18 protein-coding genes and 1 riboswitch are annotated in these 21,243 nt (G+C 59.5%); of the genes, 5 read left to right on the top strand and 13 right to left on the bottom strand.

What is annotated here, in order from left to right; translation table 11 throughout:
• Positions 1 to 58 precede the first annotated feature (58 nt).
• Complete coding sequence (locus AC3EMD_RS12790; protein WP_016161052.1) at positions 59 to 679, bottom strand: LysE family translocator; 621 nt, start codon at positions 677 to 679, stop codon at positions 59 to 61.
• A gap of 195 nt (positions 680 to 874) precedes the next feature.
• The gene (locus AC3EMD_RS12785) at positions 875 to 1,666 is read right to left on the bottom strand and encodes an HAD-IIB family hydrolase (protein WP_302074144.1); all 792 of its coding nucleotides are present in this window, start codon (positions 1,664 to 1,666) and stop codon (positions 875 to 877) included.
• 287 nt (positions 1,667 to 1,953) lie between these two features.
• On the opposite strand from AC3EMD_RS12785, the gene AC3EMD_RS12780 reads away from it, so the two are divergent.
• A complete protein-coding gene (locus AC3EMD_RS12780; protein WP_302074143.1) occupies positions 1,954 to 2,439 on the top strand; it encodes a hypothetical protein in 486 nt (161 codons plus the stop codon).
• Positions 2,440 to 2,481: 42 nt separating this feature from the next.
• Here the strand turns inward: AC3EMD_RS12780 and atzF are convergent, their stop codons facing one another.
• The 7 genes from atzF to AC3EMD_RS12745 all read right to left on the bottom strand — a co-directional run bounded on the left by atzF (position 2,482) and on the right by AC3EMD_RS12745 (position 12,097).
• Entirely contained in the window at positions 2,482 to 4,278 is a 1,797-nt protein-coding gene (gene atzF, locus AC3EMD_RS12775) for an allophanate hydrolase (protein WP_302074142.1), read from the bottom strand.
• Positions 4,275 to 7,880: an urea carboxylase gene (gene uca, locus AC3EMD_RS12770; protein WP_302074141.1), complete on the bottom strand. Its 3,606-nt coding sequence runs from the start codon at positions 7,878 to 7,880 to the stop codon at positions 4,275 to 4,277. The genes atzF and uca overlap by 4 nt, the downstream gene beginning before the upstream one ends.
• 166 nt (positions 7,881 to 8,046) lie before the next feature.
• Entirely contained in the window at positions 8,047 to 8,682 is a 636-nt protein-coding gene (locus AC3EMD_RS12765) for an urea amidolyase associated protein UAAP2 (protein ID WP_008804848.1), read from the bottom strand.
• A 10-nt stretch (positions 8,683 to 8,692) separates the two neighbouring features.
• On the bottom strand, positions 8,693 to 9,421 hold the full coding sequence (locus tag AC3EMD_RS12760; protein WP_008804847.1) for an urea amidolyase associated protein UAAP1: 729 nt from the start codon (positions 9,419 to 9,421) through the stop codon (positions 8,693 to 8,695).
• A gap of 4 nt (positions 9,422 to 9,425) precedes the next feature.
• Positions 9,426 to 10,202, bottom strand: a complete 777-nt coding sequence (locus AC3EMD_RS12755) for an ABC transporter ATP-binding protein (protein WP_012541697.1) — start codon at positions 10,200 to 10,202, stop codon at positions 9,426 to 9,428.
• Entirely contained in the window at positions 10,199 to 11,014 is an 816-nt protein-coding gene (locus AC3EMD_RS12750) for an ABC transporter permease (protein WP_008804845.1), read from the bottom strand. The genes AC3EMD_RS12755 and AC3EMD_RS12750 overlap by 4 nt, the downstream gene beginning before the upstream one ends.
• 24 nt (positions 11,015 to 11,038) lie before the next feature.
• Entirely contained in the window at positions 11,039 to 12,097 is a 1,059-nt protein-coding gene (locus tag AC3EMD_RS12745; protein ID WP_008804844.1) for a putative urea ABC transporter substrate-binding protein, read from the bottom strand.
• 56 nt (positions 12,098 to 12,153) lie between these two features.
• A riboswitch (guanidine-I (ykkC/yxkD leader) is annotated at positions 12,154 to 12,252 on the bottom strand.
• A gap of 446 nt (positions 12,253 to 12,698) precedes the next feature.
• Between AC3EMD_RS12745 and oxlT the strand changes: the two genes are divergently transcribed.
• The gene (oxlT, locus tag AC3EMD_RS12740; protein ID WP_012541694.1) at positions 12,699 to 13,997 is read left to right on the top strand and encodes an oxalate/formate MFS antiporter; all 1,299 of its coding nucleotides are present in this window, start codon (positions 12,699 to 12,701) and stop codon (positions 13,995 to 13,997) included.
• Positions 13,998 to 14,034: 37 nt separating this feature from the next.
• Here the strand turns inward: oxlT and AC3EMD_RS12735 are convergent, their stop codons facing one another.
• Complete coding sequence (locus AC3EMD_RS12735) at positions 14,035 to 14,613, bottom strand: GNAT family N-acetyltransferase (protein WP_162550790.1); 579 nt, start codon at positions 14,611 to 14,613, stop codon at positions 14,035 to 14,037.
• Positions 14,614 to 14,682: 69 nt separating this feature from the next.
• Positions 14,683 to 14,871, bottom strand: a complete 189-nt coding sequence (locus AC3EMD_RS12730; protein WP_004891873.1) for a hypothetical protein — start codon at positions 14,869 to 14,871, stop codon at positions 14,683 to 14,685.
• Between the two features lie 337 nt (positions 14,872 to 15,208).
• On the opposite strand from AC3EMD_RS12730, the gene AC3EMD_RS12725 reads away from it, so the two are divergent.
• Positions 15,209 to 15,787 (top strand): TetR/AcrR family transcriptional regulator, encoded by a 579-nt coding sequence (locus AC3EMD_RS12725; RefSeq protein WP_012968189.1) that lies wholly within the window; start codon positions 15,209 to 15,211, stop codon positions 15,785 to 15,787.
• Here AC3EMD_RS12725 and AC3EMD_RS12720 read toward each other — a convergent pair.
• Positions 15,763 to 16,863: an iron-containing redox enzyme family protein gene (locus AC3EMD_RS12720; protein ID WP_039103531.1), complete on the bottom strand. Its 1,101-nt coding sequence runs from the start codon at positions 16,861 to 16,863 to the stop codon at positions 15,763 to 15,765. The two genes, AC3EMD_RS12725 and AC3EMD_RS12720, sit on opposite strands and share 25 nt — an antisense overlap.
• Before the next feature lie 203 nt (positions 16,864 to 17,066).
• On the opposite strand from AC3EMD_RS12720, the gene AC3EMD_RS12715 reads away from it, so the two are divergent.
• Entirely contained in the window at positions 17,067 to 17,981 is a 915-nt protein-coding gene (locus tag AC3EMD_RS12715) for a DMT family transporter (RefSeq protein ID WP_012541691.1), read from the top strand.
• A 40-nt stretch (positions 17,982 to 18,021) separates the two neighbouring features.
• On the opposite strand, the gene AC3EMD_RS12710 is transcribed toward AC3EMD_RS12715, so the two are convergent.
• The gene (locus AC3EMD_RS12710; RefSeq protein ID WP_302074140.1) at positions 18,022 to 19,254 is read right to left on the bottom strand and encodes an MFS transporter; all 1,233 of its coding nucleotides are present in this window, start codon (positions 19,252 to 19,254) and stop codon (positions 18,022 to 18,024) included.
• A 276-nt stretch (positions 19,255 to 19,530) separates the two neighbouring features.
• Between AC3EMD_RS12710 and AC3EMD_RS12705 the strand changes: the two genes are divergently transcribed.
• A complete protein-coding gene (locus AC3EMD_RS12705; protein ID WP_302074139.1) occupies positions 19,531 to 21,138 on the top strand; it encodes an FAD-NAD(P)-binding protein in 1,608 nt (535 codons plus the stop codon).
• Positions 21,139 to 21,243 lie beyond the last annotated feature (105 nt).

Raw genomic sequence — 21,243 nt, 5'->3', positions numbered from 1 at the left:
CTCAATGATAGCAAAGGTGATAAAAACAACTGATACAGGGGCATACGCCCCTGCGTGACTACCGCCGACTCATGGCCAGCTTCGCGGCAAATAGCAGAAACAGGCAGCCGGTTGTCCGGTCCATCCATTTCACCACGGCTGGTTTTTTCAGGATGCCGGCGGCATAGCGAGTGGCGGTAATCAGCGTTAATGACCACAGCGTCCCAATCAATACATGGATGGTGACCAGGAGAAAGGTCCAGCTGACGGGTGAATGCCCGGCGGGGATAAACTGGGGCAAAAACGAAACGTAGAAGACGCCCATTTTGGGGTTAAGCACATTCCCCAACATCCCACGCAGGAACCAGTTACTCGTGGAATCTGATTCGGCCGGGTGGGTGTTAAATTGCTGGCGTGGGCGCAGGAGCAACTGGATGCCCAGCCAGCAAAGGTATCCTGCTCCGCACCATTTCAATAAGGTATAAGCCAACTCAGAAACCGCCAGTAGCGCACCTAAACCAAAGGCCACCAGCGCGCCCCAGATAAAGCATCCAAGATCAATGCCTAACGCGGCATGTAAGGCTTTGCGTCCCCCTTCAGCGGTCGCCGTGCGGAGGATAAGAGCAGTATCAAGACCTGGCGTCAGGGTAAGCAGTGTGGCAGCGAGGGTGTAAGCAAGAAGTGAATCAGTGACGAGCATTTCCTGTCTCCGAAAGAGATAAGGCTACTGAAGCGCTCACATTTTTGCAACAAGAATGATGAGCCATTCAACATGGATGGCGTCCGCCTGGATAACGGGAAGTCCCCTATGAGGCTCTCTATCCAACGCATACAACAACCGGATCTGTTGCCACCAATGGATCCGGTTGCCATCTGCCAGAGCGGAGAAGGCAACTTAACGGATGCTTGCCCTTTTAGCATTTAAAATTCTGTTAGCGCCATCAACAAACCCTTCACCACCTGGAAATTGACTTATCCAGCGCGGCAAGGATGGTATAACTTGCGCTATGTCATTAATCGTGTTCATCCCCAACGTTTTGCTGTAGTAGCTGAACATGGGGGCATCATTGAGCGAATCACCACTGTAGAAAACCGATGCCTGTTCATCTGATTCTTCCAATGCGTAAAAATGCTTTAACACCTTTCTGCTCATGACGAGTTTGTCATACCCCCCTAACCACCCCAGTACCCATAGATTATTAATGGTATAACTGCATTTATTTTCCGCTAATTCGTCAATGAGCTGTCTGGTCTGCTCATGATTTCTGGGAAGTTTGAAAGCAATACTCGTCAGGCGAAAATCCTGATCGTCAGACACTTCAACCCAGGGGTATTTCTGGCGAATATTGAGAAGAATGTGGCTGATTTTTTCTCGATTGAGAAGATATTTGTCTTCATGCCAGAAGTACCTGTTAATACCATGTTCGATGTTATTTCTGGTAAGAAATAACCCTCCATTTTCAGCGATAACCCCATCCACAGGCCACATTCTTGCCATCTGGTCGGCCCACCCGGCAGAGGCCGCCGTTACTGGAATAACCTTGATGCCAGCGTGTTGTAGCATTTCCAGACTCTGATAGGTTCGGGCCTGCAGCCTGCCCTTATAAGTCAGCGTTTCATCCATATCAGTTAAAACAAAACGAATATTCTGTAGCTCTTCATTCTTAACGTTATCAATTAAATTCATAACTCCCCCATGCTGGTGATATTAATGACTTTATTGATAAACGTTAATATCGAATTGGCATTTGATATTCTCTATTAACTCGAGAGATTTGATCCTTCTTACTGCACGAAGAAAGTCCGCAGGGGCATTATCTGGCCGAAGATTAATTCATTGGTCCCTACATTCAGCAGGAACCTATCGAGGCTTGCGCTTCCCTGCGCTATCAACGATCTGCGCCATCGGCAACCCCTGCTTATCGCTTCAACTCGTCCTGCCACAGCGGGGATGACGCCAGCTGTTGGCATACCGTGTCGATAAATACCCGGGTATGCCGCCATCAAAGCGGTCTCTCCGCGGATGGCCGCGCGGCGGAAGCGGCGTTATTCTCCTGCTGGCTACAGGCCTACACCATCGATCATACGTTATTCCCCTCTGCCGCGCCGAAACCAACCCTGGCTGAGGTGGTTCAGCACTTTCCTGCCAGCGCGGCGTTTATCGTCAGCGATGACGAAAAGCAGGACGTCGCCAAAAACTATGTGGGGAAAACCATCGCCGACTATACCCCGGACCTGAAAGCCAGGGACGATCGTCTGGAATCAGCGGCCAGCGCCAGCGGTTATGTGCTGGATGAGTATTATGCGTTTACCGATAAGCAAGGGCATCAGCTCAACATTGTCGCTCTGGTGGGCTACGCCATCGGCGGCACGGCAAGCGTGAAAAGCTACTATCGCATCGATGACACGCACGCCCGCGTCTGGAGCATCACCCTGCTCGATGAGAACAGCCCGCTATAAGCGAGGGTTCCCTCTGCGGCGCTACCGCAGAGGATGTTCCGTTTACCTGGTAAGCCACTGACGCCAGCCGCCCCAGGCAGTGATTTCCGTGGCCTCCCCCAGCCCGGCGGCTTCGCAAATAAAGCCCGTCACCCATCGGCCGTCGGCCAGCTCAACCTGTCCCAGCCCCAGCGGCGCGGGAATAGCGGCCAGCAGCGACCCCACCTCGGCGCTGGGTATCTCCCAGACTTCCACCGCTATCGCCGCGCCGTCGCGCTCGTCACGCACCATCGCCGGGCGCTTGCCATCCGCGAGAGCGTACAAACGATAGCATGGCGCGCTGTGGGTCGCCTGCAGCAACCGACCGCCCCGCGCCAGCAATTGACCGTTTAAGGGCAGACCGGCCAGATGCGCACCGCATACCGCCAGTGCCATCCGGTCATGGCCTGCGGAATGCGCAGGCGGCGTGCTCTCCAGCCGCGCGCCGCCTGCCAGCGGCAGCCGCTCCGCGCGCTGGAAGGCGTCGGCCAGGCTCAGCAAATACTGATCGGTAAACGCCCGGCCAAACAGCGTGACGCCGGAGGGCAATCCGTCAGGCATAAACCCGCACGGCACACTCACCGCCGCATAGTCCAGCAGGTTCATAAAGTTGGTGTAGTAGCCCAGATCGGCGTTGCGGGCGATCGGCTCCGCCGCCAGCTCGTCGAGCGTCACCGGGCGCGGAAAGGTTGGCGTCAGCACGCAGTCCAGCGTATCAAGGATGGCATCGCACTGCGCTTTATACCCCTGCAACTGATACATCGCCTTAAAGGTCGCCGTCGCGTCGATAGCAGGCGCTTTCGCCAGCACGTCGCGAATCACCGGCAGCACGGCATCCGGCTGCTGCTCAATCAGCGGTCCGGCCACCGCATAGCGTTCAGCAACCCACGGTCCGTCATACAGCAGGCGGGCGGCGGCCAGAAATGGCGCGAAATCGATCGCTACCGGCACGCCGCCGAGCGCCGTCAGCCGCTGCACGGCCTGGGCGAACAGCGCTTCGCTGGCGCGGCAACCGAGGAAGTTCAGCGTCTGTGGAACGCCAAAGCGAAACCCGGCGGACGGCCTGCCAAAAGCCTGCCGGCTGTTCCACTGAGGATTGCGGCGGCTGTAGCTATCCTGCGGATCGGCCCGGGCAACCAGCGCCAGCAGCTGGCTGGCCTCGTCGGCGGTAGCGCTGAAAAAGGTCACACAGTCCAGCGTGCGACAGGCAGGGACAACCCCGGCGGTGGAGATCACCCCTTTCGTCGCTTTCAGCCCCACCAGGTTATTCAGCCCGGCCGGAACGCGACCGCTGCCGGCGGTGTCGGTCCCCAGCGCGAAGCTGGCGACACCCAGGGCTACCGCCAGCGCGGAGCCGGCGCTGGAGCCACCGGAGGGGTAAGCCGGGTGGTACGCGTTGCGGCAACGTCCGTACGGCGAACGGGTTCCGTTCAGGCCGGTGGCAAACTGGTCGAGATTGGTTTTGCCCACCGGCACGGCTCCCAGCGCAATCAGCTGCGCGACAATGGTCGCGCTTTGCGTCGGCCGGTATGCAAACGCCGGGCAGGCAGCGGTCGTGACGATCTCCGCAAGGTCAATATTGTCTTTGATCGCGAACGGCACGCCGTACAGCGGAAGCGTCTCTGGCGAATGGCCTTCCAGCGCCGCGAGAAACGGCGCCTGCTCCGCTTCGCTCAGGAGATGGATAAACAGATTAAATTCGGGATTCAGCGTTTCCGCCCGCTGGCGGATCGCCGCCAACAGCGCCCGCGGGGTGGTGTTGCCGTTACGATAGTTCGCCGCCAGGGTCGCCAGGCGTAAATCAAACGTCTGCTGCATCATGCCTTCTCCTCAATAATCACTGCCACCCGTTGCCCGGCACGCACCGCGCTGCCTGGCTGCACATTGACCTGCTGAACCCTGCCATCGCACGGCGCCAACAGCGGGATCTCCATTTTCATCGACTCAAGCACCACCAGCACATCACCGGCGCGCACCAGACGACCGGCCTCGGTCTGTACCTGCCACAAATTACCGGATACCGGGCTTTCCACCCCCTGCTCGCCCGGTTGCAGCGGCGCATCGCCCGCTTCTTCTGCGGCGCTCTCCTGGCTGTCGAAATGGGCCTGGCCGCTGGCGATCCAGCGATCGCGTTCGGCGTTAAACGCCCGCTGCTGATGGTCGCGAAACGCGTCAATGCTCTGCGCCTCGCGAGCGAGAAATTGCTGGTATTCCGCCAGCCGCAGCGTGCTGTGTTCGATGCGCAGCGGATAGCGACCGAGCGGGAAATCGCGGCGAATCTCCAGCAGTTCATCGGCCGAAACCGGATAGAAACGCAGCTGATCGAAAAAGCGCAGCAGCCACGGCTTGCCGGCAAAATCGGCCACCTCGTGATAGCGATTCCACATCTGCAGAGTGCGGCCGACAAACTGATAGCCGCCCGGGCCTTCCATACCGTAGACGCACAGATACGCCCCGCCGATGCCCACCGAGTTTTCCGCCGTCCAGGTTCGCGCCGGGTTGTACTTGGTGGTGACCAGCCGATGGCGCGGATCAAGGGGCGTGGCCACCGGCGCGCCGAGATAGACATCGCCGAGGCCCATCACCAGATAGCTGGCGTCAAACACCGTGTTCCATACGGCCTGCTCATCCGGCAGATCGTTTATCCGGCGAATAAACTCGAGGTTGCTTGGGCACCACGGGGCGTCCGGGCGGACGGTGGTCATATATTTGTCGATCGCCTTGCGGCAGGCCGGATCGTCCCAGGAGAGCGGGAGATGCACGACCCGCGTTGGAACCTGCAGATCATCGCTCATGCAGACCGTGGCCCACTCCCCGCTGACCCACGCCAGCAGGGTCTCCAGCGCCAGCGTTTCCGGCTGGAAATGCAGCTGCAGCGAGCGGATCCCCGGCGTGATATCGATGATCCCTTCCCGGGCTTGCCCTTCAAGGGCCTGCATCAGGGCATGGATGCGAAAGCGCAGCACCAGATCCAGCTCCGCCTCACCGGCCTCCAGCAGCAGATGGGTATCACCGGAGAGGCGCGCCACCAGGCGTTTGTCGGCGTCACCGCAGGTCATCACCACCGGCGAGGTGAGCGGCACAGGCTGCCAGGCAACGTCCTGCGCCTGCAGGGTCGCCAGCTCCGCGCGACGACCTGCCGCCAGCCGCCGGGCGGTGGGGACGTCCACCGCCACAAAGCGCACTTTATCCCCCGCCTTAAGCTGGCCCAGTTGCCAGAGATCGGCTTCGATAACCGTGACCGGGCAGACGAAGCCTCCGAGGCTTGGGCCGTCCGGCCCGAGGATCACCGGCATATCGCCGGTAAAATCCACGGCCCCCACGGCATAGGGGTTGTCATGAATATTCGACGGATGCAGCCCGGCTTCGCCGCCGCTGTCACGGGTCCAGACCGGCTTAGGCCCGATCAGGCGCACGCCGGTGCGGCTGGAGTTAAAATGCACTTCCCAGTCGGTGGCAAAAAAGGTCGCCATATACGCCGGGGCAAAGAACTCCGGCGCGCCGTGGGGACCATAAATCACCCGCAGCGTACGGACGTCCGTCAGCGCGGTGCGCAGCCCTGCGGGAAGCGCCGCGCCTTCCCCTGTCTCAACCAAAGGCGCAAGATGCAGCACGTCGCCAGCGCGTAGAGCCCGTCCGCCGTGGCCGCCAAACTGGCCGAGGGTAAAGGTGCTTTTACTGCCCAAATAATCCGGTACCTGAATACCGCCGCACAGGCAGAGATAGCTTCTGACGCCTGGTCCGTTTATTGCCCCCAGCCTGAGGGTCGCCCCCGCCGGAATAGTGAATACGCAGTTCATGTTCTGCCCGGCGCCATCGAGCGTGACGGTGAGCGGCGCGCCGCAGATCACCGCCTGTACGGCGGTATTGAATTTCAGGGTGGGTCCGCTAAGGGTGATCTCCAGCGCGGCGTCGCCCTCGGCATTGCCCAGCAGACGGTTGCCCAGGCGCAGCGCCCGGTCATCCATTGGGCCCGAGGGCGGGACGCCCACCGCCCAGTACCCCAGACGTCCCGGATAGTCCTGGACGCTGGTCTGGGTGCCGGCGCTCAGAACCTCCACGGTATCGGCCCGGTAGCGCAATTGCTCCAGGCAGCGGGTCCAGGGTTCTCCGGCGGTAAACGGTGCAAAGCCGAGGATCTGCTGCAGGTATAAGCAGTTGGTTTCGACGCCATACAGGCGGGTCTCCGCCAGGGCCTGCGCCAGGCCGGCGATTGCCTCATCGCGGCTGGGGCGCCAGACGATAGCTTTCGCCAGCAAGGGGTCGAAAAACGGCGGCACTTCACAGCCGGCTTCCACCCAGCGGTCGATGCGCAGCGTGGCGCCGTCCGCCGGCGGAAACCAGACGTCGGTTAACAGTCCAGGCGAAGGCTGAAACTGGCGGCCAGGATCTTCGGCGTAAATTCGCGCCTGAATGGCATGGCCCCGGGGCTGTAGCCCGGCGGCCAGCTCGCTCAGCGGCGGTAAATCCCCTGCGGCCAGGGCGATCATCCAGCGTACCAGATCCACGCCCCACACCTGCTCCGTCACGCCGTGCTCCACCTGCAGGCGGGTATTGACCTCAAGGAAATAGAAGCGCTGCGCCGCGCTGTCGTAGACAAACTCCACCGTCCCGGCGCTTCGGTAGTTCACCGCTTTCCCGAGAGCAATGGCCGCGCTACACAGCGCCTGCGCCATCCCTTCCGGCAGATTCGGCGCCGGGGTCTCTTCAATCACTTTCTGGTTACGCCGCTGCAGCGAGCAGTCGCGCACGCCGAGGGCGATAACCTCCCCCTCACCGTCGCCGAAGATCTGCACCTCCAGGTGACGGGCGCGTTCGATATATTTTTCGAGAAACACCCCGGCGTCGCTGAAGTTGTTTTGCCCCAGTCGCTGCACCGTGGCAAACGCCTCGCTCAGTTCGCGGGCGTCGCGGCAGACGCGCATGCCAATTCCCCCGCCGCCCGCCGTACTCTTGAGCATCACCGGGTAGCCCACCGCCTCGGCCGCCCGGCAGGCTTCCTCGCTGTCGGCCAGCAGTTCACTGCCTTCCAGCAGCGGCACGCCCTCCGCTTTCGCCAGCGCGCGAGCGGTATGTTTCAGGCCAAAGGTACGCAGCTGTTGCGGGGTCGGGCCAACAAACGCCAGTCCCGCCGCCTCACAGGCTTCGGCGAAGGCGGCGTTTTCCGACAGAAAGCCGTAGCCGGGATGGATAGCGCGGGCGCCGCTCTGCAGCGCGGCGGCAATGATCTTCTCTACCACCAGATAAGTTTGCGCTGCCGGGCCCTCGCCAAGGCTGAGCGCTTCATCCGCTTCGCGGACGTGCAGACTGCTCAGGTCGGCTTCGGCGTAAACGGCAACCCCCTTCACCTGCATGGCGCGCAGGGTACGTAAAATGCGGCAGGCTATCGCCCCGCGGTTGGCAATCAGTAAGGTATCAAACATAAGCGGAACTCACAGCGTAGCGGGTCGTCCCGCAACAATTCGTCTTTCCCTGAGGTCGTCCCCGGGGGAACCGGCGCTTAAACGTGGCGCGTCGGCGTGTGATTCAGGCGGTCGGCGCGAACGGCGAACAGCCGAAAGGCCAGCAAACGCCAGCGCTGCCCGCGGGTCAGTTCCATACCAGCACCTCGGCGGGGGTCGGGTTCCAGCCATTGCAGGGATTGTTGAGCTGCGGACAGTTGGAGATCAGCACCATGGCGTTACACTCCGCGCGCAGTTCAACGTATTTTCCTGCCGCCGAGATGCCGTCCGCAAAGGTCAGACCGCCCTCCGGCGTCACCGGCACGTTCATAAAGAAGTTAATGTTGGCGCCGATATCGCGCTTATGCAGGCGGCCATCGTGCAGACAGGCGCAGAGAAAATTGTCCCGGCAGCTGTGCATATAGCGCTTGTCGAGGGCGTAGCGCACGGTGTTGCTCTCCTGGGCGCAAGCGCCGCCGAGGGTATCGTGCCGCCCGCAGGTATCGGCCACGATGGTCATCAGCGGATGGCCGAGGTTGGAATAGAGCACGCTGCCGGCGGTCAGGTAGGCGTTCCCCTGGCGACGCAGCGTGCGCTGCGCATCGTAGCGCTCGCGCGGGTTGTCGGCGTTGTAAAACAGGGTATCAATCGCCTGATTGCCTTCGAGATCAAGCAGGCGCAGGGTTTGCCCTTTTTTAACCTCAAACAGCCAGGGTTCCCCGGCCGGGATCACATGGCGATAGACGGCCTCTTCCGGGCGTCGGTTACTGGTGATAACGGTCATGAACGCCTCCTTACAGGGCAAAAAGTTGGGTATTACGGAACGCGCGCTGATTCTCATCGCGAGTCAGGAGCGCCTGGATGGCCGCGTCCTCATCGTCGGCCTGATACCAGCTCAACTGCACCGGACGGGGGGCATATTCTGTGGCCGGATCCTGGGGATGCGGCAGCGCGGTGAGCACCAGCAGGACGTCCATCGGGGCAAACAGCTCAACGTAATCCCCGGCGCGACTGTTGCCGGCAACAAACTGGAAACGGCCCTCGTCATCGACGGTGACTTTGCTGAAGAAGTTGACCACCATCAGCAGATCTTCCAGGCCGAGATCCCATTTACCCATCTCCACCAGCAGGTTATCGACGCCGTTGCGGTAGAAGCCATTACGTAATTCCTGGTAGCGTCCGGCGCCATATTTGTCGTGTGTCTCTTCGGCGTTAAGGACCCCGCCGAACGGATCGTGCCAGCCGCAGCTGTCGGCGACGATCCCGGCCAGCACCCGGCCCATATCGGAGTAGAAACAGTGTCCGGCGGTCAGGCGCGCGGTATGCTGGCCCTTGAGGGTATCCGGCAGGTTCAGGCGCTCACTTTTCTCATGGGGGTTGAGCATCATCATGCTGACGTTCGCCCCGCCGTCGATATCAGTCAGGCGCAGGATCTGCCCTTTGCGCAAAATCAGCGAGGTATGCGCCCCGCCGGGAAGCCGCTCTTCGCGCAGGCTGGGAGTGGCGTGAAAAAGTACGGTCATCAATTTATCTCCTTAATGCGTAAACGTTGGTGTCGCTACCGGTGGCCAGCTGCGCCATCCGCGCCTCATTGAGCGGGATATCGTAGGTAATGCGCGCTCCCCAGGCGTTAGGCGCCTGCGGATCGATGCGCACTTTGTCGAACACCAGCAGCCGGGTGCCCAGGTTGAAGCCTTCGGCCAGATCGTGGGTGACCATAAACACCGTCATGCGCGTTTCGCTCCACAGCTGGAGCAGCAGCGCATGCATATCTTTGCGAATGCCGGGATCCAGCGCGCCGAAGGGCTCATCGAGCAGCAGCACCCGCGGCTGCATCACGAACGCCTGGGCGATGGCCAGCCGCTGTTGCATCCCCCCGGACAACTGCGCCGGATATTTATCCAGAGCGTGCCCCAGCCCCACTTTCTCCAGCATGTGCTGGGCCTGTTGCCGGGCCTCGCGTTTTCTGCCGCCAAACAGGCGCCCCAGCAACGGGGACGCCGGCAGCTCCAGGCCGATGGCGACGTTATCCAGCACGTTGAGATGCGGAAACACCGAATAGCGCTGGAAGACCACGCCGCGGCTGCGATCCGGCTCCGCCGCCAGCGGCTGGCCATCTAGCAGGATGTCGCCACGGGTCGGTTTTTCCTGACCGAGCAGCAGGCGTAAAAAGGTCGATTTACCACAACCGGACGCGCCGACCATCGAGCAAAACTCGCCCTCTTTCACCTGCAGATTGATGCGCTCCAGCACCACGTGATCGCCGTACTCCTGCCAGATGTTTTTGATGTCGATAAAACTCATCCCCGGCCTCCTTCCGCCCACGGGAAACAGGCTTTGTGCAGCTGGCGCAGCGCCAGATCCATCAGCCATGCCAGCAAGGTGATCCAGATGACATAGGGAATAATCACGTCCATCGCCATATAGCGCCGCACCAGGAAAATGCGGTACCCCAGTCCGGCGGTAGCGGAGATGGCCTCGGCGGAGATCAAGAACAGCCATGCTGAGCCCAGCAGCAGGCGCAGAGAGGTGATCAGCCGCGACAGCAGCTGGGGAAGCACCACCCGCAGCACCAGGGTCCAGCTATTGGCGCCGAGGGTCTGCGCCTTAATAAATAGCTCCGCTGGGATCTCCTTCGCCCGCTGCTCCAGGTCGCGCGCCAGCATTGGCGTAATGCCGATGACGATCAGCATCACTTTCGACAGCTCATCGAGGCCGAAGACGATAAACAGCACCGGCAGGATCGCCAGCGGCGGGATCATTGACACCACCGTCATCAGCGGCGACAGCGCCGCGCGGTACATTGGGAAGACGCCGGCGGCGATGCCGATACCAAGGCCGATCAGCGACGAGACGGCCAGGCCCGTCAACAGACGGCTCAGGCTGATCAGCGTATCGGCCCACAGCAGATACTCACCGCTGCGTTTGTCCGGGGTGAACGCCATCCGGTCAATGGCTGCCACCATCTGCGACAGGCCTGGCAGCAACTTGTCCTGCGGATTGGCTTCCAGCCGCACCGCCGATCCAATAAACCAGGCGGCGATCAGCACGACAAAAGGCAGCAGCATCAGCGTCAGGCGCATCCCCTTTTGGGGATAACGGTTAATGTGGCGCATGGCGTGGTCTCCCGGCGATAATCATTACAGCTGGCCCGCGGCGGCCAGCTTCAGGTAGCTGTCGTCAAAGCGCAGTTTGCGGTTGGCGGCATCGCCGAGGGTGACATTTCCCGGGAAGGTCATACCGATAAAGTCCGCGCTCTGCGCCCCTTCACCCAGCAGGCCTTTATCGAACGAGAACTGCGCCACTCGCTGCATCGTTTTCGCCAGATCCGGCGAGGAGATAAACGCCAGGGTGTCGGCAGGCGTCCAGAACAGATGGGTTGTTTTCAGCTGTGCCTGGTAGCCGGCAAGATCGGTGCCGGAGTCGGCGGCCATGGCGCTCAACGCCTGGCTATCCCCGGCCTTCATTTTGGCCATCATTTCAAACCAGGCGCCGGTCAGGGCTTTGCCCAGCGCGGGGTTATCTTTCAGGGTCTGGGTATTCACCACCATCATGTCGATAAGCTCGCCCGGCACCTGTGAGGAGCTAAACACTTCGCTGGTTTGTGGGGTCTTTTTGATAACCGACAGCTGTGGATTCCAGGCCACCGCCGCCCGCACGCCGCTGGTGCCGAAGGCCGAGACGATATCGGCATCCGAGGTATTCACCACCTTGACGTCTTTTTCCTGCAGCCCGGCTTTTTCCAGGCCGCGCACCAGCAGATAGTGGGATACCGACAGCTCCGGGAGATATACCGACATCCCTTTCAGGTCGCTGAGCTTTTTATCCGCCCCTTTCAGGACCACCCCGTCGTTACCGTCGGAGTAGCTGCCGGTGATCAGCGCTGTGCTGTCGACACCGCCCGCCGCCGGGATCGTCAACGCGTCCATGTTGGTCATCGTGCAGCCGTCAAACTGCCCGGCGGTGTACTGGTTGATGGATTCGATGTAATCGTTGAGCTGGACGATATTGATCTTGATGCCGTATTTGCTGGCCCATTTATCAATGATCTTTTCGTTACTGATGGTTCCCCAGGGCATCCAGCCGGCGTAGATGGTCCAGCAGACGTTGAACTCTTTTTTGACGGCGGCAAACGACGGGACGCTGGTCAGCAGCGTCAGCGACAGGACAAGTGAGCGGAGGAGCGGCGATGTTTTCATGGTGGACCTCTGGTTAGCACGAGAAACGGAGCAGCGCGACACCCAACGGTGCTGCTGTCTCCCGGGCTTTTATCCCGCCGTGTAACCTCGCCGAGGTCGCCAGCTCTCGGACCAGACGTTCACCGCGGTGAACCGGAACCCTAGCCAGCTATTGTGTGATCTGAATTGTCTGTTGCGCTGCTTTCTGCCGATGTTCTTGCAAGCACCATGCCAGGAGCCAGAGGCCGCTCACAGCCGCGTTTCGCCGCCAGCGGACGCATCCATTCCCAAAAATGGGGAGTGATGTTGGGGCATTGCATGGCTTTGGTGCAGGAAAACGCAGAGCGCATGCGCCGACATTCTGTGGATTTGCCACGAACATTTCCCACGCACCGCGATGACCCATTTGCACCGCCTCAGTGCCGCTCCTTCACCATGTCGCATCCCGTCAGTTACCACCTGATTACATTAACCTGCTGAATATAAATGATTATTTTATATGGCACGTTTAATGCTGTGCGCTTGTATACCGCGATGTGGACAAGATCGTATGCCGTATGGCCACAACACGTCGTCACTCTGCGGTCGCCACCTTCCCCTTTCCGTGAGGCATCCAGGGTGGATGCGTTTCACGGAAGCCTGCTTACTGAAAACGGAGAACAACATGACGACACTCAGCGAACCGTTGGTTACCCCGAAATATGGCAAATGGCGCCAGCTGGTGCTGGGCTTGATCTGTATGGCCGCCATTTCCAGTCCGCAATATGTCTGGACGCTGCTGACAAAACCTCTGGCCGCCAAGCTTGGCGTGGGTTTGCCAGAATTGCAGGTCACCTTCTCGCTGCTGATCATCCTGCAGACCTTCTTTTCCCCTTTTCAGGGGCGGTTAGTGGAAAAATTTGGTCCACGGCGGCTGATCGCTATTGGCACGGTGATGGCGGGAATGAGCTGGGTGCTTTCCGCGCAGGTGAATGGCCTGGCAACGCTCTGGCTGGTTTATGGCTGCATGGGCGGCCTCGGGACCGGGATCGTCTACATCGGCGTTGTCGGCCTGATGGTCAAATGGTTCCCACAGCAGCGGGGATTTGCCGCCGGCGCGGTGGCGGCGGGCTACGGGATGGGGGCCATCATAACCACCTTCCCCATCTCCCTGTCGCTGACCACTAACGGCCTTGAACACACAATGACGACTTTCGGGATCCTTTTCGCCCTCGTCGGCTTCCTCGCCAGTCAGGGGCTGAAGCTGCCGCCGCCCGCTGTCTCCCAGCCCGTCAGTCAGACGGTGGCGCAGAGCAGCAGATCGTTTACTTCCCGGGAAATGTTGCGCCAGCCGCTGTTCTGGCTGATGTTCGCCATGATGGCGATGATGTCGACTTCCGGGCTGATGGTCACTTCGCAGATGGCGGTGTTCGCCGAGGATTTCGGCATTAGCCAGGCGGTGGTGTTTGGCATGGCGGCGCTGCCGCTGGCGTTAACGATAGACCGCTTTACCAACGGCTTAACCCGGCCGCTGTTTGGCTTTATTTCCGACCGCTTCGGCCGCGAGCAAACCATGTTTATCGCCTTTGCGTTGGAAGGCGTGGCGATGATGCTCTGGCTGGCGTGCCGGGAAGATCCGCTGCTGTTTGTCCTGCTCTCCGGGGTGGTGTTCTTTGGCTGGGGGGAGATCTTCTCCCTCTTCCCGTCGACACTCACCGATACGTTCGGCAGCGAGCATGCCGCCACCAACTATGGCTGGTTGTATATTTCTCAGGGCATCGGGTCAATTTTTGGCGGTCCGCTGGCGGCACTGCTCTATCAGTACACCCACGGCTGGCATGTGGTCTTCAGCTGCGCTATTAGTCTTGATTTTGTCACTGCCGCCCTCGCGCTGTGGGTGCTAAAACCGTGGCGCGCGCGCTTTATCCGCCAGCACAGCTAACTGCAGCGCTGACAGAAGTGACGGCTCGCCCGTCACTTCACGGATATTCGCTGCGCAGCAGCGCGTACAGGTACTCATCGCCCCACTCGCCTTTAAAAAAGATATTCTGCCGGTAATGCGCCTCGCGACGAAAGCCCAGCCCTTCAAGGAGTTTGATCGCGCCGGAATTGCGGGTATCAACCACCGCCATCAGCCGATGATGGGCTAACTGTTTAAAGAGTAAGGCCATCACCGCCCGCATGGCTTCTCTGGCATAACCCTGGTGCTGATATGCCGGGGAAAAGGTCATCCCCAGCTCGGCCTGTCTGCCTTGATCGAAAAAATGGATCCCCACATCTCCCGCCAGCGCACCGTTGGCCTGGATCTCTACGGCAAGCTGGAACCAGCTCTCATCCTCAGCAAAGGCCAGCGAACGTTGTTGTTCATAGAAGGCTGTCGCCTCTGTCATGCCATAGTGGGTCCAGCTCTGAAAGCGGGCCACCTCCGGCAGGTTGCGATAATGGCTGAAAGACGGCAGATCTTCCGTTCTGAACCGGCGCAGCAGCAGCCGGGGCGTGGTCAGGGGTAACATCATCTCTTCTCTTCTTCTTAATGAGACAGGCAATCGCGGGGCCATCTTAACCTGCTAGCCTCAACCCAGCCATCGCACTTCCTTGTCAATTTAATATAAAGTTAAATTTCGATATTAAAATTTCACAAACCGATAAAACATTACAATAACAAATACGAAAAACAGGGGAACAAGCCAGAGAGGCGTCTTTGGAAAAAAGAGCCCTTGCGCCACGGCGAAGAGGATGGTCAATACAGCTGGGCCATAATATGAAATTAACGACCTGAATATTCTTCGCAGCAATCTTTTAATAAAATTCATCATAGTTATCGGATCATCCTGGTAATGATGTCTGTAATACCCTCATTCGATGCCTGTCCTGCTGTAACCGTCTCAGACTTCAGAAATAATGGCTATCAGAAAGTACATCATTCACAGCTTATGTGTATAAAGGTCCGAATAATACGCCGGTTCGGAAACATTAGGACATGACTTGTGCAAGTCTACGCAATCTTGTTTTTATTGAGGAAACCGACGCCGCTTAAACCGCGGCTGATTTACTTTTTGCCCGTCTGGCGGCAAGATCCGGCATAATGCACCGCTGTCGCAGGACGGCCGTGTCACCGGCAGTCGTGACAGCGAACATTCGACAGGAAAACGCATGAAGCCAAAACAAGCGGACATTCTCCGCCACGCCAGCGCGCTGTTTAATCGCGAAGGATATCAGTCGCCCAGCATCGAGCGGATTGCTGAACATGCCGGCATCTCCAAAATGACCTTTTACCGCTATTACGCCGATAAAGAGGCGCTCATTCTGGCTATCCTCAAGCAGAAAGAGAGCGAATTTATGCAGGATTTGGCGCAGATCACGGCGGATAAAGCCACCGCGCGGGAAAAGCTGTTTGCCGTGTTCGACTACTACCATCGCTGGTTTACCTGCGACACGTTCCACGGCTGCATGTTTACCCGCGCGCTGTTTGAATATGGCGCGTCATCGCCGGCGATCCGGGAACAGTGCTCCCGGTTCAAGTCGCTTCTCTGGCAGTTCTTCCGCGATATCCTCCTGCAGGTGTTAAAACCGGAACCTGCCGAGCGGGTCGCCATGATGATGGTGATGCTCATCGATGGCGCTATCGCCGCTCAGCAGGCCGAGTCCGTCGAATGCCGGGAGATCCCACCGGGGATCACCGCCTGGAGCGCAGCCAAAGCGCTTATTTACTCAGAAGGCGGAACGCTATGAGATAATGCGCTGCCGTCCAGCGACTGCAGGGCCGCCAGCAGGCAATCATAGTAATCGTTGCAGGTTTGCAGGCGCAGCGTGGCGCCAAAGTAGACCTCCTCCATCGCCGCCGGATGTTTTTTGCCAATCGGCACAATCACATTGTTCAGCCAGCCGTCCGCATGACCGATATCGACGGTGATATGTTCGGCATAGTAATGCACGTCGCGATCGGAAAGCCCAATCCGCCGGCAGCCCGCCACCAGTTTTTCATACTGCGGTGGGTCGAGCAGCTCGGTCATCGCCATGACCCCCAGCGATTTGTAATAATGCTGACGGTTTACGCCGCCCAGCATAAAGGCGTTATACCCGGCCAGACCCTGCCACTCGTACAAATGGGCAAAATGATTGTCCGGCAACGCGATATTCCGCCGCTTCAGTAAATCCTTATACAGATTGACGTGGGTGATCTCAGTGCTGCCCTGACCTATCTCATCCCACAGATTTTGCGCAATCTCGGCGCGGGTTTCCGGCAGCGAACCGACCAGCCCCATCGCCACAAGATCGAAGAACAGCAGATTCAGCGCGCTGTCGCTTTTGAAGAAATAGTCGATCTGCGCCGCGGAGGCCTCGCTGGCAAGGAAATCGAACAGCGGATGATGAGACGCCGGGTGCTGCTGGCATAAGGCGCGCAGTTCGTCGACGATATTGCCGGCGTTAAGCACCGGTCTCTGGCGGTGGAAACGTTTGCTTTCCGCCCGCAGCCACTCAGACTCAATGTAGTTTCTGATCCCGGAGAGTAGCGGATGAAACTGATTGGCTGCCGCTGGCGAGAGCGGGTCGGCAAGCCAGGACTGATAGAGGATGAACAGCGCATGGTGAGCCCGCTTTTTGGCCTGTGGATCATCAGCGGAGAAGGCGCGGATGCAGGTATTCTCAGTCAGATGCCAGGCTCTGTCGGCCACCAGCGGGTTGGCCGTCAGCTTCAGCGACAGCGCGTTGCTGTGCAGAAGCTGGTCAATTAACTCATCCAGTGTCAGCCTGGCCATCACCGCGGTCTGGTCACTACCAATGACCCCATTTTCTGTGTTACGCATGGATTTGTCCCTGTTAAATGCATGGCAAATATACGGTATAGTACCGTTCGCAACGCGGCAACGAAAATTTAGGAATAACAAATATCATATTGTAAAATAACTACTTTTAATAAATAAAACAAAAGACCCCTATAAAAATATTGATATTATAAAATTATTAAAGTTACCATCTAGTACAGTGATAAGCGACGCAAGGAATCAGCATGCCCTATCTGTTACTGACGCTGGCCGCCCTGTTCTGGGGGGGAAATTACGTGGTCGGTCACGTGCTGGTCCAGGGCGTGGATCCGATCCTGATGACCGAAGCGCGATGGGCGTTGACGGCGCTGCTGCTGGGCCTGCTCTACCGCCGGCAGATCGCCGCCAGCCGCCACCTGCTGCGGGAAAATGCGCCGGCGGTGCTGGTGCTAACGCTCTGTGGCCAGGTCAGCTTCCCACTCACGCTCTATATTGGCCTGCAAACCACCTCCGCCCTCAACGCCGCCATCTATATGTCCGCCACGCCAAGTATGGTGCTGCTGATTAACCGGCTGATTTTTCGTGACCCGGTATCGGCCCGCAACTGGCTGGGGGTCATCTTCAGCACCCTTGGCGTGATGATCCTGTTATTCCAGGGGAACCCACTGCATGCCACCTCGCTGCATCGCTTTTCCGTCGGCGATCTGTGGGCCATGGGGTCGGCGCTGAGCTGGGCGCTCTACTGCTCGCTATTACGTCTGAAGGACCGCCGGATCCCGGCGAATGGCTTTGTCGCCGTCAGCTCGCTGCTCGGCGCCCTGATCCTGCTGCCCATCGTCATCTTCTGGCTGATGCGCCACCCGGCGCAGGACTGGGCCGCCTGGCGCGAGCCGTTTTTCCTCAGCGGCCTGGCGTATCTGGTGATTTTCCCGTCGTGGCTGGCCTATCTGTTCTGGAACAAAGGTATCGCCGCGATTGGCGCCACCCGGGGAGAAATTTACACCCATATCATCCCGCTCTCCGGCGGGGTGTTGAGCATCCTCTTCCTGCATACCCAGCCGCATGCCTGGCATCTGTTCAGCGCCCTGTTTATCATGGTGGGGATTGGGATCTGCTCGCTGGAGAAACGCCAGGCGGCGGCAATTCGTCTGCGCGGCTAACGTACGCTGCCGGGCGCGTGACGACGCCCGGTAGCAGAAGTTAACGGCTGGTGGAGAGCGGCTGGCGATGTCCCGCTTCTGCGGGCTGGATCACCCGTCCCTCGCGACCAAAGAAGGTCAGGACGGTAATGACAATCGCCACCGTACCGGCCACCAGGGCCATCGCCAGACCGTAGTTATGCCCATGATGCTGGGCGATTGACGCCTGGAGAGTGGCATTCACCGAAGCCAGCAGATTACCCAGCTGATAGACGAAGCCAGGCAGCACCGCCCGGGTGTTGGCCGGGACCAGTTCATTGAGCCAGGTGGGGACCACTCCCCAGGCCCCCTGCACCATAAACTGCATCAGAAACGCCCCCGCCCCCAGCGCCAGCGAGCCGCTGGCGAAAGCCCACAGTGGAATGACCGGCAGCGCCAGCAGGGCGGCGATCATAATCGCTTTGCGTCGGCCAATCTTCTCCGACAGCGAACCGAAGAACACTCCACCCATAATCGAGGCGATGTTGTAGCAGACCGCGATGATGCTGACCGTTTTAGGCTCGAAGCCGTGCTGGACTTTCAAAAAGACCGGGTAGAGATCCTGCGTCCCGTGGGAGAAAAAGTTGAAGGCCGCCATCAGCACCACCAGGTACAGGCACAGCTTCCAGTGACTACGCAGTACCGGCAGCAGCGCCGTGCTCGCTTTACTTTGCCGGGCCGCCAGCCAAACCGGGGACTCCTCGACGCAGAAATAGATAAACGGCAGCAGCAGCACCGGCGCGGCGCCAATCACAAACATCCCGCGCCAGCCGAGTTGTTCAAACAGCAGGCCGTAGGTGACGGCCGCCAGCAAATAGCCGAAGGGATATCCCGCCTGGAACAGGCCGGACATCAGGCCACGCGAGCGGTCGGGGATCGTCTCCATCGCCAGCGACGAGGCCACGCCCCAGATCCCGCCCATCGCCACGCCATACAGCACCCGCAGCAGAAAAAACAGCAGCAACGACGGCGCGGCGGCGGAGAGCAGCTCAAAGGCGGAGAAGAAGACGATATTCAGCATCAGAATGGGTTTGCGACCATACTTTTCCGCTGCCCTGCCGAAAATCAGCGCGCCTATCGGCCGCACGGCCAGGGTAAGCAGAATCGCCAGGGTGACCTCTTCAAGGTTGACGTGAAACGAGTGGGCGATATCGCTCAGTAAAAAGACCAACAGAAAGAAATCGAAAGCATCGAGCGTCCAGCTTAAAAAACTGGCAATCGCCGCGTTGCGCTGTCGTGAAGTCCAGCCATGCATCTTGTCATCCCTATCCCGACGGGGTTGCCGGGAGCTTGCGCGGCGTCCGGCAGAGCAAGCTGGTGTCACCGCTTATGTAAATTATTTGTATAGAAAGTTGCTCTTTTGTTAATTACACCCTTTTTCCGGCCGTCGGCAAGTTTATTAGCCTGCTAATTTGTTTCAAATTGCGTGTAACGGCCCACCGGATCGGCAATTTTCGACCAGAATTAAGGACAGGCTGGCGACAGTGAACCGCTGTCCATGCCGCATCCGCCCACAGGAAGGGAGAGAATCATGAAGAGAGTTGCCATCGTCGGCGTGGGGCCGACGGGGATTTACACGTTCTATGAACTGGTGAAGCGTGGCGAGCCGCTGGCGATCACCCTGTTTGAAAAAGAGGCGCAGGCCGGGGTGGGTATGCCCTACAGTGACGATAATACGGCGGCGCAAATGCTGGCTAACATCGCCAGCATTGAGATCCCCCCTATCGACCTGACCTATCTGCAATGGCTGCAGCAGCACAGCGACGCCTGGCTGGCGGCGCGCGGCCTCGAGCGGCACACGCTGCATGAGCGCCAGTTCCTGCCGCGAGTGATCCTCGGCGAGTACTATCGCGACCGTTTTCTGTATCTCACAGAGCGGGCCCGGGACGCCGGCTTCATCGTTAGCGTTTGTGAATCCTGTGAAGTGACGGATATTGCCGTCCAGCCCGCCGGGATCGCCATCCACACTGATAGCGCGGCAGAACCGGTTATCGTCGATCTGGTGGCGATTGCCACCGGCCATCTGTGGCCTGAGGAAGAGCGCGTCAGTCGACAGTATTTCCCCAGTCCGTGGACCGGACTGATGGACGCCCGGATCGCGCCCTGTCGGGTCGGGATCCTCGGGACCTCTTTAAGTGCCATTGATGCCGCCATCGCCGTGGTGGCCCAGCATGGTGTTTTCCATACTGAGAACGACAAAACGACCCATTTTACCCTCCATCCTGGCAGCGAGGCGCTGGAGATCACCCTGCTGTCGCGCAATGGGGTACTCCCGGAAGCCGATTTTTACTGTCCGATCCCATGGGAGCCGCTGGAGATCGCCACCCCTGCCGCCCTTGTGGCTGCCGTCGCGCAGGGCAGTGACGGGCTATTGGATCGGGTATTCGAGCTGGTCGTGCAGGAGCTGGAATATGCCGCCCCAGCCTGGTGCGAGGCGACGGGGCTGCGCCAGCTAACGCCTGACAGCATCGCCGAGGCCTGGTTTGCCGACCGTCTCACCCATGACCCGTTCCAGTGGGCGCAACGCAATCTGCAGGAGGTGGAGCGCAATAAGCGCGAACACCACACGGTGCCCTGGCGCTATGCCATTCTCCGCCTGCACGAGGCGATTGAAAGCGTGGTGCCGGAACTCAACGACGAGGACAGCCGCCGCTTCCGGCGCGGGCTCGCCCGGGTGTTTATCGATAACTATGCCGCCATCCCGCCGGAATCCATTCGCCGGCTGTTGGCCCTGCACCAGGCCGGTATTCTGCGTATTGTGGCGCTCGGCGAGGATTATGACCTGCTGCGCGAGTCTCACCGAACGCTGATTGTCCATCATCAGCAGCGCTGTGAATTCGATGTGTTTATCGATGCCCGCGGGCAACAAGCGTTGAAAACCCGGGATCTGCCCTTCCCATCGCTGCGCCAGCAGCTGCTGGCCTGCGGCGACGACATTCCGGACGTCGGCGATGACTACACGCTGCAGGCGCCCGAGACGCTGCGCGGCCGGGTCGCTTTCGGCGCCCTTCCCTGGCTGATGCACGATCGTCCCTTTGTGCAGGGGCTGACGGCCAGCGCCGAGATTGGCAGCGCGATGGCCCGTGCCGTGTCGCAGCAGGCGACGGGCCGCCGGCGCCGCCTGTGGTTTATCGAATAGCGGGCTGCTTAAACGCAATATCCGAATAAAGGAGGGCAGACAGGCGTGCTATAAACAGTGACTGTTCGCCCCCATGCAAGACCCTGTCTAACTTTTACGAGGTAC

Source organism: Klebsiella sp. PK18 (assembly GCF_057784655.1).
The sequence above is the reverse complement of the archived record's forward strand: the minus strand, read 5'-3'. Positions and strand labels throughout refer to the sequence as shown.